Origin of the sequence: Staphylococcus gallinarum (genome assembly GCF_029774255.1) — a bacterium.
Classification (GTDB): domain Bacteria; phylum Bacillota; class Bacilli; order Staphylococcales; family Staphylococcaceae; genus Staphylococcus; species Staphylococcus gallinarum.
This window is the reverse complement of record NZ_CP069082.1, coordinates 831,241-846,891: the sequence shown is the minus strand read 5'-3', so window position 1 is coordinate 846,891 and position 15,651 is coordinate 831,241. Positions and strand designations below refer to the sequence as shown.

Below are 15,651 nucleotides of genomic sequence, written 5' to 3'. Positions count from 1 at the left end.
TCGTTGTGTTCGGAATTAACGTTGACATATTGCAATTCAGTTTTCAATGTTCATTTAAATAGTTGCTTTATTACTATATCATGTCTGTCAATATCTTGTCAATAAGAAATTAATATTTCGTAACAATCAATTAACATTACTTTAATAATATTAAACTATTATTTTGAAGTTAACAAGTATATTTTTTACACTTTTTTCAAAAAGATATTAAATAATGTTTTTGCCGTTTTTGACGACTTTTATATAATATCAAGTCTCACAATCAAAGTCAACAATTATTTTAGTGATTTATAAATTGTTTTTTTGTTGCGTCTGTAGCGCCTGTTGTCAGGTCACAAGATATAATTCTAACATCATTACAAATAAATGCAAGTAAAAAATGGAGAGAAATTAAAATAATTTCTCTCCATCCTTAAATCAGCTTTATTTAGCTGTTTTTTCAATAATTTGTTGCGCTATTGATTGATATATTTGCCCTAATTTATCATCCTCTTGATAAATTGAAGGTGCAAAATCTTTCGGATTCCATGATGGTTGTTCCAATGGTAATTGCCCTAGGAGATCTGTTTGTAGTTCTTCAGCAAGTTTTTCTCCTCCACCTGAACCAAATACATATTCTTTATTTCCAGTCTCTTTACTTTCAAAATAAGACATATTTTCAATAACGCCTAAGATTGAATGTTCAGTATGTTTCGCCATTGCTCCAGCTCTAGCAGCTACGAACGCTGCTGTTGGATGAGGTGTTGTTACAATAATTTCTTTACTAGAAGGCAACATAGAATGGACGTCTAACGCAACATCACCAGTTCCAGGTGGTAAATCTAATAATAGATAATCTAATTCACCCCAACGCACTTCCATAAAGAAATTCGTAAGCATTTTACCTAGCATTGGACCTCGCCATATAACTGGTGCATTTTCTTCCACAAAGAATGCCATTGATATAACTTTGACCCCATGTCGTTCTACAGGAATGATTTCTTTACCTTGTACACCCGGTTTTTCATCGATGCCCATCATATCTGGAACACTAAAACCATATATATCTGCATCTACTAATCCGACTTTCTTACCTTCTCTGGCAAGTGATACTGCTAAATTAACAGCGACTGTTGATTTACCGACGCCACCTTTACCTGATGCAATCGCAATAAATTCAACTGGATTATCTTTTGACAATAAACCTTCTATTGTTTGTGGCTGATCATCATTTACGCCTCTATATGATTCAACTTTATCTGAAGGTAGTTCTTCGAATCTTATTCCTACCGTGTTCGCTCCATTTTCTTTTAAAGCTTCAACAATTGCCATTTGCAATTCTAATTGAGGTTGTCCACCTAATTGAGCAATAGCAATTTTCACACTAACATGCTCAATCTCTTCCTTTATTGAGACATCTACAATACCTTCTGACTCTTTCAATGGTACACCAATGATAGGGTCTTTGATTTCACCTACTATTGATTTAACTTGCTCGATCGTTAACACAATGCGTCCCCCTTAAAGTTACATACTTAAAATCTTTACTATATGAATAAATTAATTCTAACAAACTATACCTACATTTGTTGTTAATCGTTGTCTCCAGTATAAATATATTTTAACTAATAAAAAAGGAGTTAGCTCAATTTATTTATAATTTATAAAAATAAATGACTAACTCCTCGGCAAGAAGTCTACACTTCTCTTGTATTCACTTTTGTTTCTGCTCTATTTTCTTTTATAAAGCAAGCAATAATCAGTCCGATAAACACCAATACACTCACAACAGCAAAAGAAAGATCAACACCTGCAGCTATTGCTTGTCTCTGTATCATTGCCTGTGATTCATTGGCACTTGGATCAGGCGCAAAGTTTTTTGATCCAATTGACATTATGGTTACCATTAATGCAGTACCTAACGACCCAGCTGTGACACGTCCAAAGTTACTAATTGCTGTTCCGTGAGAAATATTTTTATTACTTAGTGAATTAATTCCTGCTGTATTCAGTGGCATCATCAATAATGAAACTGAAAACATTCTTAATGCATACACAATAATGAGATACGTATATGATGTATCCGCCTTTAAGAAACACAACATAACTGTGAAAATAGTTAATAAAGTGAAACCTGTTAAGACAAGTGGTCTAGCACCATACTTATCATAGAATTTCCCGGTAAAGATAGACATCACACCATTGATAATTGCTCCTGGCATAATCACCAGTCCTGACAATAACGCTGACAACCCTAAGGCATTTTGAACATATAATGGAATTAATAATGCTGGTCCAACCATTGATAACATTACTATCATCGATGAAATAGTTGTTAGACAGAATACTTTATTTTTAAATACAATAATATTTAATAGTGGATTACTAATGCGAATCTGTCTTCTAATAAATGCACCAATAATTACTAAACTAATTGCAAGTGATACTAACACTATTGGATTATGAAATCCTAAATTACCTGCACTACTAAATGCATAAAGCATCAAGCCGAAGCCTAAAGTAGAATATATAACTGAACGTTTATCTAATTTTGTATCTTTAGTCTCGTTATAACTTTTTAAGAAAATAGCTCCGAAAATAAATCCTAAAGACGCTACTATTACAACTACTACGAATGGCATACGCCAACTCATGGTATCAACAATCACCCCTGAAAGTGTAGGTCCAATAGCAGGAGCAAACTGTATAACTAAACCAGCTAATCCCATAGCAAATCCTCGCTCATCCTTTGGAAATAGCATAAATAATGTGAATTGCATTAATGGCATTATCACTCCTGCACCAATAGCTTGGATTACACGAGCTAACATTAATATAGGAAAAGTAGGTGCTAAAGCCGCTACAATAGAACCAATTAAAAAAATCCCCATCGCCATTAAGAATAATGGACGTGTTTTAATTTTATCCATTAAAAATGCAGTTAATGGAATCATAACACCATTGACTAGCATAAACCCTGTTACCAGCCATTGTGATGTGTTTTCAGTGATGTGAAGACCTTTCATAATATGAGGCAGAGCCGTATTTAATAAAGTCTGGTTCAATATTGCTACAAAAGCGCTCACAATCATAACTGCAACAATCATATTTCTTTGTGACTTAGGTAGTGTTTGATTTTGCATATTGTCACTCCTTAATATTCAACAGAATGACGATAGCATTATCTTAACTTTGACATACTATCGTCATTTGCTTACTTTTTTTGATTTAAATTTTCACTATCGGGATAAAAGATTTCTTTGCATATAAATAATATTCCAATAATAACGACAATAACCCAAAAATCAATATTGATATAAGTATAGTGTATGTGAACAATGAAGTAGAATAACAAAGTGGTTACAGTAAATGTAATTAAGTGATAAGTTAATCCTTGAAAGTAAGGATTGTCTGGTAATTTCTTTCTAAAATAATCCATTAAATTTTCAATGATAAATAATGTGAAATAACCTAATACGATATAGCTACCATAATAAAATAAGTTATCGTAAAAGTTTTTATTATAACCGAAGTATGCTAAATGGAAATAAATCAAAATTCTACTGAGTCCATATAAACCGAAGCCTAAAAACGCTAAAAATATAGCACCTGAAATAATAAACACAGAAAGTACAATAAGCGTGGTTATCAAGTATCTTATATATTTCATTGCTTACTGTCCTCCCCTTCAAATAATAGTTCAGCTTCTTAGAACTTATTCCAAACAATAATATTAATATACTACCATTATAACAAGTAGTTACCAAATACAAAAAACAAGAGCTAAAATTCCAATATTTCAACTCTTGTTTCAACTCATCGTCTGTCATATTGCTAACTACCATTGTTATCTATGTGCGGTTTATACATGAAAGACCATAAAATAATTAAAATGAATAGAATAATACAAACTAACAATAATACATTATGAATTTGTAGGCCTATAAACAATATTGACATTGCATACACATAACCCATTATGGTTGAACCAATCGAATTCCCTAAACTCTTCGTCAATGTATAAAGTGACATCATCCGCTTCATATGTTCAGGAGATGTTTCTTCTTGAGTAATCACACTGTCTTTAGTATAAACTGTTCCAAAACTTACACCCGCAAACAACAAACTAAATGCTATAAATAGTGGGTGTTCTGTACCGACAAACACTAAAATTGAACATAGTAGCAATGATGTAAAAGCAGCCAAATATAGCATCTTTCGTGATAAGCGCATTTCAATTTTTGCTAAGGAAAAGTTTAACATTAACCAAGCAAATGATATTGGGAAAATGACAAACCCACTTTGTAACGGCGATAATTTCAATTCTTCTTGTAAATAAACTGGCATATAAAGGTTATACCCCATTAACATAATTGCATATAGAAAGTCAGTCGTAAAAACGAGTACTATCATTTTGTTAAATTCTTTAACAGGTACGAATGGCATACTGATCGATTTTTCATTTTTATATAAAATCATTGCAACGATACAGGCTACTACAAATGCAATTACATTCAAATAAATATGAGACGTATTCATAACTGCAAATAATAAAAAGAATATAAATATGTAGAAAAGTGTTAAACCTCTAATATCTAGCTTACTCTTGCGACCATTCTCAGTCGATGAGGTTTCGTTATCGAAATGGAAGGTCATCAATGCAAGTACCATTGCTAATATTGCAATTGGAATATTTACAAAAAACAACCAATGCCATGATGCAAATTCAAGTATTCCACCACCTAGTACCGGCCCAATAATACTTGAAATGCCCCAAACGCTACCAACTATCCCCATAATTTTATAGCGCAGTGGAATTTCAAATGCAAGTTTAGGAACAATTTGACATAAGGCCATCATTATTCCTGCACCCAATCCTTGTATAAATCTTGAAATAATTAATATAGTAAATGTTTCACTTAGTCCTGAAAATAAACTACCGATCGTGAAACATAACAAACCAAACATTGTTATGTAAATCATTCTAGTACGTTCAAGTAATTCCCCAACTATTGGATTCGCAATTACAATGGCAATAAAATAAACAGCAAAAATCAATGAGATAGATGAAGTGACATTTAAATCATCCTTTATTGTCGGTAACGCTAATGACACAATAGAAGTTTCAATTGCAGACATGAACATAATTAATAATAATGCTATAACAATACCTATAGATTTTATATTCATAACATACCTCCTAACCTGATTTTATTGAATCAAGTACTTTTAAAATAAACCATTAATTTGAAAGATGTGCAATAACTAAAGGTCAAATTACACCATTTGACCGATACAGAAATTATCGTATATTAACGGTAATACAAATAACATGCTGGCGTTTTTGCTAAATTAACATTAAAAATGGTTAACCTCGTAAAGAACGAGATTAACCTGAAATTTAATTAAATATTTAGTTACTTAACTTTGAACACTTTCAAATTTATAAGCATTCATATACAGTCATTTTCTAAGGATGAGCTTTCAAACTTGATATATTAATTACAAAACTTTTATTCTGAATTAAATCAAGAAAATGATAGCGATAAAATGACATGCTGACGCGATGATTATAAATAAATGCCATATCATATGGAAATAAGGTCTTTCCTTTTGAGCATAGAACCAAGCGCCTCCAGTATATGCCAGTCCACCTAGGACGATAAAAGTAATAAACAACGCTGACGTTTTTATTACAATTAAAGGGGAAAATAAAATACCCATCCATCCCATAACTAAATACATCGTTAAACTTAATTTATGATTTACATATTTAGCTAAGGATTTATAAAGAATACCCCAAATTGTTATTCCCCATAATATGGCCATTGCAAGCCAACCTAACCATCCACCTACTATGATAAGAAACACAGGCGTATAAGTACCAGCAATTGCTAAAAATATCATACTATGATCAATAATTCTCATTACATATTTATGTGGTGAATCATTTTGCATTGCATGATAAATTGTAGATGCTAAAAACATCATAAAAATACTTATTAAATAGACTGACACACTTAATGTGCCTAAGAATCCATTATCAATATAACTTTGAACTGCCGCATACGGAAGTGCCAACAATACCAACATTGCACCTACACCATGTGAAATCGAATTTCCCAATTCTTCTCCAAAGGTTAAAGGTATGATGTCATTAAAAGACTTTCTCATCTTTTTATTTACTTTTATTGTATCTGCCATTTGGCATACCACCTTCTATTAAATCAAGTTCATGCTTTTCAAATCAGCAGTTGCTGTTTCGACACTATCTTTACCTTCTTTATTCTTTAAAGGTGAAAATTCTTGATTTCTATCTACTTGTAATGTAATAAAACTATTTGCGTATTTGAATATATCAAAATAAAATAATTCAAATTTTAACGTCGGTTGTTCAATGACCCCAAAATCTTCATCTAATTGCTTTAAATTCTTTATTGCAAGATGATATGGTAAATCATAGTCTACAACATCATTGATGAATAATAGTTTAAATGCATGTATGCCAATATTTGCGTTATTAAATTGATTAGCAGCAGCTTCGTCTAGTTCGGAATATTCATAGACCGTATCCTTTTGATTTACATGTACTAATCTACCCACACTTTCATTAGGTTTAGGTTGAATAGATTTCGTTGTAATTTCCTTACTGTTCTTATAAGTATAGCCAACAAATACCGGATCCAATACTTTAACTAAAACATTATCAATATTATTTAAAAAGATGTACTCAACGCCATTTTCTAACATTTCAGCTAAATAGCCAGCTTTTTTAAGGGATTTGAACACACCACCATTACCATTTGGTGTCTCTAAAATATTCCCATCAGCATCCAAGACCAGTTTACCTTCTTCAGATAATGCAACAATGTTATCCTGTTCAAAGAAATGTATATGCTCAGCATCATAGCCAAAATAACCTTGATCTTCAAAATATAATTGAGTTTCTCTATTATTTACTTTGCTCGTCATTATATACCAATCGATATAGACACCCGTTTGTTCGTGTAACGCAATAAGTTGTTTCGCCTGTAACTCAAACAAACTTACACCCTCGATTTCAAATGAACCTTTAGGTCCCTTATACCCTAAACGCGTACCTTGACCACCGGCCATTAATAAAACTGCAAACTTGCCATTTTTAATTGCATCTATTCCAATACTTTCATATTCATTTAACAATGATTCTGATAATGTATTTTTGACTTCGTATTTGACTTCATCAACTTCAGTTACATCATCTATAACTTGCTTATTCACATATAAATCTTCGTACAAATCTCGAATGTTAGATAAGTTTAATGAGTCAACCTTATTAGCTAATTGTTCCTTTTCATTTGAACTCATCATTTTTTCAAATTCAATTAAATGTGCTTGATTATACTTTTCTAACTCTTTCTTGTCTAGCATATTTTCGCTCCTTATTGACTAAAGATTATATAAAAAATATATTTTATTTACACAGTGATTTTATAAATTCTGTATTCTCACTTTATATTATAATTACAGCATATACAACTGTAATCATAATAATTTCATGATTAAATCATCAACAAATGATTTGAAAAACAAATAAAATGCACCAATTGATAAAGCACTTGCAAGAGATAAATCTATCATACCGCCCGTCTTAAATACAATCGGGAACTTCACACTTATCGGTACCGGATAAAATAATTTAACTCCTCTAGGCGTTAACATATCTAGTATAACATGTGAACACAAGCCACATACAATTGCTATTAAATAATGACTAGGTGTTTGAATAAAATATAATATCCCCGTAATAATAGATATAAACAATATAGAATGGGTAAAGGTTCGATGACCGAACATAAGTCTAATAATTAAACTCAATAATTTAAATCTTCTACCAATCTTACTTTGTGTATGACAAATATCAGGTAATAAGCTTGAAATAATAGCAAGCGTTATAATAGTAATAGATGTAAACAAATCAGTATGGTAATATTCTGTAGTTAATGCGCCTACTAATAAACCGCATGAGGCATGGGTCTTACCTGTCACATTCATCACTCCTTAATATGCTATATTTTACCATAAAAGCGCACAAAACGCGAACATACTTTCGGTTCATGTAATTAGTATAACCTAATTTAAATAAGTATCACCTAATCTCTTGAAAACGATTTCATTATATTGTATGATATAGCTACAAATTATTTAAAGGATGTGTTCATTTATGGCAATGACAGTTAAAAAAGACAATAATGAGGTACGAATTCAGTGGAGAGTAGCAGATATTAAAATTCCAACAAGTGAAATTACAAATATTTCACAAGATCAAAATATTCATGCAGTGCCTAAATTAGACAGAGATAAAGTATCTCGTATTGGTTCAACTTTCGGTAAAACTAACCGAGTAATTATTGATACAAAAGACCATGAATACATTATTTATACGCAAAATGATCAAAAGATTTACAATGAAATAACTAAATAATCGTTTTAAACTGCCTTTAAAATAATAATTAAATTCAGCTGATGTTAATATCAGTCATTAATAAATAGACGAGATTTCGTTTTTCGGAATCTCGTCTTTTTTGAGTTCAATATATTTCAAATATAAATATAAAGAATGGAGCAGTAATTTTTATGACAAAAATTACTCCACCATTCTTCAATACATTTCAAAAACTGTTGCATAATATATATCATTAATCTCTTGTCAGTTAAATCTATATTGCTAAACTTGGTGGTAATTTTGAAAAACATTTAGTCAATACAAGTAAATAGATAAATCCTATACACGTCCATGCAGAACCGAGTATTAAGGCATGTATGTCTAAACTCACAAATAGACTGATATCTAGTATACAACCTATTGCTGGTATAAATAAGTAACTCAATTTTTTGAATCCTTCTCTTTGCTTTAATTTTATATAATAATAAGCAATTACAGAAATATTAACAAAAGCAAAAGAAATAAATGCACCAAAATTAATAAAAGAAGTAGACGTACTAATAGTCATAAACACACCTATAGTACCAATAATCCCAATAAATATAAGATTAAATATAGGGGTTTGATGTTTTTTATCCACAAAACCAAAAATTCGCTTATTTAGTACTCCATCTCTTCCCATCGCATATAATATACGAGCGCCACTCGTTTGCGCTGATAAACCTGAAGCAAATTGAGCTAAGATTAATCCACTTAAAAATAAAGCTGATAAGAAATTACCTCCAACAATTTTTGCAATTTCAAATGCTGCTGATTCTGTATTATGAATTACATTGAAATTAGGAACTGTAATCGATAATACATACGCGACCGCTACAAAAATAAAGCCACCTATAATGGTTATAAGCATTATAGCTCTTGGTATCGTCTTGCTTGGATTTTTAGTTTCTTCAGCAAGTGTAGTAACCGCATCAAATCCTAAGAAAGAGTAACACGCAATTGAGGCACCAGCCAGTACAGGCGACATATGGTGACCTGCTATAGCAAATATATGACGACTTAATAGACTACCTTCACCCATACCATGTACTACATTCCATATACATAAACCTAAAAAAATTATAATCACTAATATTTGAAATAACATGATTAATAAATTCATTGAAGTCGTAGTATTAATACCAATAATATTAATTGCAGTAGTGATGATTATAAAAATAATAATCCACGACCAATTTGGCATGAATGGAAAAGCTGTCGTTAAATATTCTGCGCCTATTAACCAGATAACTAATGGTAAGAATAGATAATCCAACATTATCGTCCAACCCACCATAAATCCCAATGATGGATGTAAACTTTTAGAAACAAAAGTATATGCTGACCCAGCTGAAGGAAACGCCTTTGCCATTTTCCCATAACTATAAGCAGTAAATAACATCGCGATTGTTGCAAATAAATAGGCATATGGCACATAACCACTTGTTGTTGCATACAAAGTTCCATAAGTTCCAAACACTATCATTGGAGCCATATACGCTAGACCAAACATAATAACTTGATAGAGTGATAAAGATTGCTTTAATTTACCTTGTTCCATTAAAATCACACTCCCCTTTAGCATGACTTAATTGTTGATAAATATTAGGATGCAATTGATTGATATAATCTAACTGTGGATCACGTTCCGTTGTTAATTGTAAATCCAAACGTTCGACTGTTGCTTTATCATCGACTTGTAATAAACAATTGGCATTATGATCATACACTGCACTATGACCAAAAAATACTAAAGAACCATTTACTCCAAATTGATTAGCAATAGCGATAGGTATTTCATTTTCTAGCGCTCGACTAGCAAGATATATATCCTGATGTTTTTGATAAGGTGCCATATTCGCTGTGGATATAAGTATTAATTCTGCACCTTTCAATTTTAAAATTCGTGCAACTTCTGGAAATTCTAAGTCATAACAAATCATTAAGCCAAAGTTTCCGAATCTAGATGGTACAACGACAAACTCATCGCCTCGCTCAAATAACATTTGCTCGTTTGCAAATAAATGCGTCTTTCTATATTTTCCAATTATTTCCCCATTGCAGTCTATATACACTGATGTAATATAGTAGCATTGTCTTTCGACTTCAGGAAATGAAACTATCGTATCAACATGGTATTGAATACATGTTTCCATGATTTTTTGTAAAATACGTGAAGTATCTTCAATCGCTACTCGATCTAATAACTCAGTTTCTTCTATATAACCTGAAATTGATAATTCAGGAAATAGTACTAAATCTGACTGAAATTGACTTTCTGTTTTTAAAATATCGCATATGTCATTAATATTCTGCTTTAAGTCTCCTAAATTCGGCTCAAATTGAGCTAATGAAATTTTCATCAACATATCCCCTTTGTATTAAATTAATGAATCTCATATAACTAGCAACTTCTATAAATTCCACCCTTCGTTTCGAAAAAAATAAATTATTAAATTTAATTATCTGAATTTTACTACAATTCTGGTTAGTTATAAAAGAACCAGATAGAACGTTTTTAAGGTACCAGTTTATAAAAATATTTTTCAGCGAAAAGTGTTATAATAAACAGTACAAAATTAGAAAGTAGGTGCATGATATGTATGTAGTTACAAATAGAATTGATTTAAAAAAAGGCTATGCCGAAAAAATGGCACCACATTTTACCAAAGGTGGTAAAATCGAGGATTTACAAGGCTTTATCAAAATAGAGGTTTGGCAAATAGAAAATGAAGCGGATTACGATCAAATGTATGTAAATACATGGTGGGAATCTGAAGATGATTTCAAAGGTTGGTTATCAAGTGATGCCTTTAAAGAAGCACACAGCGGCAAATCAAAAAATTCAGAGGAATCACCTGTACTAGGTAATGAGGTTGTTAAGGCAACCGTACTATCGAAATTAAATTAAAGTTATGATTTAGCTTTAATTAATATATTATATGAAACAAACTAAGTGTCCTTTGGCATTTAGTTTGTTTTTTTGTACGTATAGCTGTCGTGCATATCGTTTTTTAAGTAGCGTTTAAGTGTTGAGAAAATGTCTAATCTATATTTGTAATATCGGATACGAATTAGAATTCAATTTAATATTAATATAGAACATTTAATTAATCAGTGATGAGGGTGACAATGTCTTGATTATTTTAAATCAATTGATTGCTACATCAATCTATCTTATTTCACTATTATTTGAATTTAGCTTTAAGCGATAATACATTAAGTAGTCAGTTCCATAAGTATTATTACTTTTTTATTTGAAAATGGTGCCGACTCCTGTGGGATAAGCACATGCCGAAGACTACAGGCTGAGGCTGGGCCCACGGAAAGCGTGTACCATATTTTCAATTAACAATAAAATGATGACAAAAGAACCTATCTTATCCATTATTATTTGAATTTAGCTTTAAGCGATAATACATTAAGTAGTCAGTTCCATAAGTATTATTACTTTTTTATTTGAAAATGGTGCCGACTCCTGTGGGATAAGCACATGCCGAAGACTACAGGCTGAGGCTGGGCCCACGGAAAGCGTGCACCTTATTTTCAATTAACAATAAAAAAACTGTCGATAAGATCAAATCTTAATCGACAGTCATACTAACTTATATCAAACTTAATTAAAATAAAGATGCGCCATTAAAGCAATAATCGGTAATGAAATAATTGTTCTTATTAAAAAGATAATAAACAATTTAAAGATACTTACTGGTATCTTCGAACCTAAAATAACACCACCAACTTCAGATAAATAAATTAATTGCGTTATACTTAAAGCACCTATTACAAATAATGTAATATTATTGCCAACCCCTTCTATCAATATAGAAGGCAAGAACATATCAGCAAAACCTATTAATACAGTTTCTGAAGCTTGAGCTGCTTCCGGAATTTGCAATAATTCCAAATACGGTACAAACGGTTTACCTATAATGGCAAACACAGAAGTATAATTCGCTATAATCGTAGCTATTGTCCCAATCGCCATAACTACTGGTAAGATAACAAACCACATATCAATTACAGTCTTAAAACCTGATTTAAAGAAAGCAATAAATCCTGGTGCCTTAATTCCTACTTCTGTAGCCATGTCAAAGCCATGTCCAAGCGCGGTTTTATTTTCAGGTAAACGCTCTGTTCTAGTCTCTTCTGATACTTCCTTTGCATATTCATCTTTAATTTTATTTAATGGCCAAATACGTGGCAAAATAAACGCACAGACTAGACAAGAAACTATAACAGTTAAATAAAAATAAAAGAAATGCTTTTCCATGTGTACCGTACTAGCAACAACAATAGCAAAAGTTAGTGACACCACACTAAATGTTGTTGAAATTACAGTTGCTTCACGTCTAGAATAGAAACCCTCTTCATACTGTCTACTCGTAATCAAGACGCCTACTGTACCATCCCCAATAAATGAAGCTAAATTATCAACTGTAGAGCGACCTGGTAATGTAAATAATGGACGCATAATCGGTCTAAATAAAGGTCCCAGTAATTCTAACAATCCATATTCCATCAGTAATGGTAAGAATAAAGCTGCAAATAGAAATACAGTTACTAAGGTAGGCAATAAACTATCGAATACTAAACCACCCGTATCACTTGAGTAAATAACTTTACTTCCCACTTTTAAATAAGTCATCCATACAAAAATAACTGCGATAACTCTCAGTACGAGCCAAACCCAACGCACATTAAACGCATTGTTCATTAAACTATCTGGTTTTAATTTATTTTTAAATACTGTAGAACATAACACTGTCAAAATTCCTGATAATGTAATGATTACTACAATTAGTGTTGGCATTGCTCCACCTATTAAGTCCTTTAACACGCCAGCTAAAAATGCTACTGGTAACGTTTTTTGCTTTTCACCGTCAACTGTTGCTGTCACGGGAACTAAAAAAAGAATAATACCAATTAAAGACATAATTATAAATTTAAGTCGACCACGGACAATTTGCGATTTATTATATTGATTCATCAAACGACCTCCTTTTCACGTCATTTAAGTTTCGTACAAAAAACAACAGCAATAATTATAACCTATAATGTATAATTATGTAAATGTAAATTCTATGACACTTCATTTATTATTCCTATCATAAAAAAAGTTGGCCTATAAATCTACTTTTTGAGTAAATTTATAACCAACTTTATATATATTTGCTTTAAAATTCCTATTACAGTTGAAAACTTATATTTTTCTCAATAAGAATAAAAAGTATGGTACACCCACTATTGCTACTACAACACCTACCGGAATATCGATTGGTGGATGAATGCCTCTTGCTAAACCATCACTAATTACTAATATTAGTGCGCCAATCAACCCCGACATAGTTGTAATATGAATATGTTTATGTCCTACCATTCGTCTAGCGATATGTGGCGCTATTAGACCTAGGAAGCTTAATCCACCAACGACTGAAATAGAAGCCCCTGCTAAAGTTACAGCTAGAAATAGTAAAATCATTTTAATCATTTTTACTTTCGTACCTAGTGCAATAGCTATATCATCACCAAGCGTTAAAATATCTAACTGATGACAGAAGTAAAATATAACAGGTAATGATAAGATAAACCACGGTAATAATACATATACATTAGACATATTATGTCCATACAAGCTACCTGTTAACCACACTAATGCTGTGTTTGCATCTTGCGGGTTGCGAATTAATAGAAATTGCACAATTGCCGTACAAATCGCTCCAATTGCTAATCCAATCAATGCTAGTTTAGAACCTTGTACATTAAACTTAGAAATTAACGTAGTCAAAATTAAACTAATTACTAATGCACCTGCAAATGAGCCGAAAGGTAAAACAAATAATGGTGCTGACGGAAATAGCATTATAATTGTTACTGCAGAGAGACTTGCTCCCTTAGTTATACCAATAACATCTGGTGAAGCAAGTGGATTTCTAACAACACCCTGTATTAACGACCCCGATATCGCCAAACTACATCCGACGATTAGCGCAAGTAACATTCTCGGCGTACGATATTCATTTAATATAAAATTATCGTGTAATAGTAAGCTTTTTATAACGTTAATCGGATTAATAAATACAGCTCCAACAGAAAGCGATACAATTGACGATACAAGCAACAATATGACAACGATTGTATATTTAAAAGATAAACGTTGAATCATATACGATCCACCCCTCTAATCGTTATTGCTAAGAAATAAAGTGCGCCAATAAATGACGTCACGATACCAACTGGTGATTCAAACGGGTATGTGATTAATCTAGAAAGCACATCAGATAGTAGCAATAAATCAGCACCTATTATCATTGTTAATGGCACCATAAGCTTGTAATCTGTACGAATATAATGCTTTACAATGTGAGGGACAATTAACCCAACAAAACCAATTGGACCTGCAATTGAAACGGATGTTCCTGCAAGAACAATAACCAGCAATCCTGTAACGATTCTAATTACTTTAACATTCTGACCTAGAGCAGTAGCTAAATCTTCACCAAGTTCCATAATCGTCAATTGCCTTGAAATAATTATCGTAGCTATAAATGCCATAACTAACCAAGGTATGATACCGATTATTTGTGCCCATTTTATACTTGATAAAGATCCGACTAACCAAAACATTACCGTTGTTGTAGAATCTTCGTTAAGTAGAATTATGCCTTGCGTTAAACTTGAGAAAAACAAATGAATTGCCATACCAGCTAATGCAAGTTTAACAGGTGTCATTCCTCTAGCTGAACCTGACAATAGATAAACTGTTAATCCACCGATAAATGCCCCAATAAATGCCAACAATGTTGAGTATGCAGTTAGCGCAGGAATAATCATAGTTATTGTAACAATAACAAACGATGCACCTGCGTTAACACCAAAAATTTGTGGTGAAGCAAGTGGGTTTCTCGTCATTGCTTGCATAAGTAAACCGGCTAGACCTAACGCTGCACCTATAAAAAGACCGGCAAGCATTCTAGGCATTCTTACATTATGTATTAAAAAAGTTTGCTTTGTATCTACATGATCCCAAAAATAGTTCTTAAAATCTCCCAAACCTATGTGAGACGAGCCAACACTAAGATTAAAATAAATAATGACAAAAAGCGCACATACACTCACTAAAAAAGTGAGTGTTGTGCGTTTTGACATGTTATGATCTTTTGTGTCGGTCTGACTAACATTTGTTAATTTAGTCATTTACCATTCAC

At 31.9% G+C, this 15,651-nt stretch carries 14 protein-coding genes; 2 read left to right on the top strand and 12 right to left on the bottom strand.

Annotated features, from left to right (window positions below):
- Positions 1 to 423 precede the first annotated feature (423 nt).
- From JN168_RS03740 to JN168_RS03710, 7 genes are all read right to left on the bottom strand, one after another.
- Positions 424 to 1,488: a P-loop NTPase gene (locus JN168_RS03740; protein WP_042739037.1), complete on the bottom strand. Its 1,065-nt coding sequence runs from the start codon at positions 1,486 to 1,488 to the stop codon at positions 424 to 426.
- 188 nt (positions 1,489 to 1,676) lie between these two features.
- Complete coding sequence (locus tag JN168_RS03735; RefSeq protein ID WP_042739038.1) at positions 1,677 to 3,122, bottom strand: MDR family MFS transporter; 1,446 nt, start codon at positions 3,120 to 3,122, stop codon at positions 1,677 to 1,679.
- 71 nt (positions 3,123 to 3,193) lie between these two features.
- Positions 3,194 to 3,649, bottom strand: a complete 456-nt coding sequence (locus tag JN168_RS03730) for a SepA family multidrug efflux transporter (RefSeq protein ID WP_042739039.1) — start codon at positions 3,647 to 3,649, stop codon at positions 3,194 to 3,196.
- A 164-nt stretch (positions 3,650 to 3,813) separates the two neighbouring features.
- The gene (gene sdrM / locus JN168_RS03725; RefSeq protein WP_042739040.1) at positions 3,814 to 5,169 is read right to left on the bottom strand and encodes a multidrug efflux MFS transporter SdrM; all 1,356 of its coding nucleotides are present in this window, start codon (positions 5,167 to 5,169) and stop codon (positions 3,814 to 3,816) included.
- 333 nt (positions 5,170 to 5,502) lie between these two features.
- The gene (trhA, locus tag JN168_RS03720; RefSeq protein ID WP_042739041.1) at positions 5,503 to 6,183 is read right to left on the bottom strand and encodes a PAQR family membrane homeostasis protein TrhA; all 681 of its coding nucleotides are present in this window, start codon (positions 6,181 to 6,183) and stop codon (positions 5,503 to 5,505) included.
- Positions 6,184 to 6,201: 18 nt separating this feature from the next.
- Positions 6,202 to 7,389 (bottom strand): UTP--glucose-1-phosphate uridylyltransferase, encoded by a 1,188-nt coding sequence (locus tag JN168_RS03715; protein WP_042739042.1) that lies wholly within the window; start codon positions 7,387 to 7,389, stop codon positions 6,202 to 6,204.
- Between the two features lie 114 nt (positions 7,390 to 7,503).
- Positions 7,504 to 8,007, bottom strand: a complete 504-nt coding sequence (locus JN168_RS03710) for a metal-dependent hydrolase (protein WP_042739043.1) — start codon at positions 8,005 to 8,007, stop codon at positions 7,504 to 7,506.
- Positions 8,008 to 8,182: 175 nt separating this feature from the next.
- Between JN168_RS03710 and JN168_RS03705 the strand changes: the two genes are divergently transcribed.
- Complete coding sequence (locus tag JN168_RS03705) at positions 8,183 to 8,443, top strand: SunI/YnzG family protein (protein ID WP_042739044.1); 261 nt, start codon at positions 8,183 to 8,185, stop codon at positions 8,441 to 8,443.
- A gap of 235 nt (positions 8,444 to 8,678) precedes the next feature.
- On the opposite strand, the gene JN168_RS03700 is transcribed toward JN168_RS03705, so the two are convergent.
- Positions 8,679 to 10,004, bottom strand: coding sequence for an APC family permease (locus JN168_RS03700; RefSeq protein WP_042739045.1), 1,326 nt, complete (start codon positions 10,002 to 10,004; stop codon positions 8,679 to 8,681).
- A complete protein-coding gene (locus JN168_RS03695) occupies positions 9,991 to 10,806 on the bottom strand; it encodes a carbon-nitrogen hydrolase family protein (protein WP_279526182.1) in 816 nt (271 codons plus the stop codon). Before JN168_RS03695 ends, JN168_RS03700 begins: the two co-directional genes overlap by 14 nt.
- A gap of 236 nt (positions 10,807 to 11,042) precedes the next feature.
- Here JN168_RS03695 and JN168_RS03690 point away from each other — a divergent pair, with 236 nt between their 5' ends.
- Positions 11,043 to 11,354, top strand: a complete 312-nt coding sequence (locus JN168_RS03690; RefSeq protein WP_042739047.1) for a heme oxygenase — start codon at positions 11,043 to 11,045, stop codon at positions 11,352 to 11,354.
- A gap of 705 nt (positions 11,355 to 12,059) precedes the next feature.
- Here JN168_RS03690 and JN168_RS03685 read toward each other — a convergent pair.
- From JN168_RS03685 to JN168_RS03675, 3 genes are all read right to left on the bottom strand, one after another.
- Positions 12,060 to 13,433, bottom strand: coding sequence for a YjiH family protein (locus JN168_RS03685; protein WP_042739048.1), 1,374 nt, complete (start codon positions 13,431 to 13,433; stop codon positions 12,060 to 12,062).
- Between the two features lie 213 nt (positions 13,434 to 13,646).
- Positions 13,647 to 14,609, bottom strand: a complete 963-nt coding sequence (locus JN168_RS03680; RefSeq protein WP_042739049.1) for an iron chelate uptake ABC transporter family permease subunit — start codon at positions 14,607 to 14,609, stop codon at positions 13,647 to 13,649.
- Positions 14,606 to 15,640, bottom strand: a complete 1,035-nt coding sequence (locus tag JN168_RS03675) for a FecCD family ABC transporter permease (protein ID WP_107513138.1) — start codon at positions 15,638 to 15,640, stop codon at positions 14,606 to 14,608. The genes JN168_RS03680 and JN168_RS03675 overlap by 4 nt, the downstream gene beginning before the upstream one ends.
- Between the last annotated feature and the right edge of the window lie 11 nt (positions 15,641 to 15,651).

Bases quoted from the DNA above. Each gene is read 5' to 3' on its own strand.
- JN168_RS03735 (WP_042739038.1), bottom strand. From the start codon at position 3,122: ATGCAAAATCAAACACTACCTAAGTCACAAAGAAATATGATTGTTGCA.
- JN168_RS03730 (WP_042739039.1), bottom strand. From the start codon at position 3,649: ATGAAATATATAAGATACTTGATAACCACGCTTATTGTACTTTCTGTG.
- sdrM (WP_042739040.1), bottom strand. From the start codon at position 5,169: ATGAATATAAAATCTATAGGTATTGTTATAGCATTATTATTAATTATG.
- trhA (WP_042739041.1), bottom strand. From the start codon at position 6,183: ATGGCAGATACAATAAAAGTAAATAAAAAGATGAGAAAGTCTTTTAAT.
- JN168_RS03715 (WP_042739042.1), bottom strand. From the start codon at position 7,389: ATGCTAGACAAGAAAGAGTTAGAAAAGTATAATCAAGCACATTTAATT.
- JN168_RS03705 (WP_042739044.1), top strand. From the start codon at position 8,183: ATGGCAATGACAGTTAAAAAAGACAATAATGAGGTACGAATTCAGTGG.
- JN168_RS03700 (WP_042739045.1), bottom strand. From the start codon at position 10,004: ATGGAACAAGGTAAATTAAAGCAATCTTTATCACTCTATCAAGTTATT.
- JN168_RS03695 (WP_279526182.1), bottom strand. From the start codon at position 10,806: ATGAAAATTTCATTAGCTCAATTTGAGCCGAATTTAGGAGACTTAAAG.
- JN168_RS03690 (WP_042739047.1), top strand. From the start codon at position 11,043: ATGTATGTAGTTACAAATAGAATTGATTTAAAAAAAGGCTATGCCGAA.
- JN168_RS03685 (WP_042739048.1), bottom strand. From the start codon at position 13,433: ATGAATCAATATAATAAATCGCAAATTGTCCGTGGTCGACTTAAATTT.
- JN168_RS03680 (WP_042739049.1), bottom strand. From the start codon at position 14,609: ATGATTCAACGTTTATCTTTTAAATATACAATCGTTGTCATATTGTTG.
- JN168_RS03675 (WP_107513138.1), bottom strand. From the start codon at position 15,640: ATGACTAAATTAACAAATGTTAGTCAGACCGACACAAAAGATCATAAC.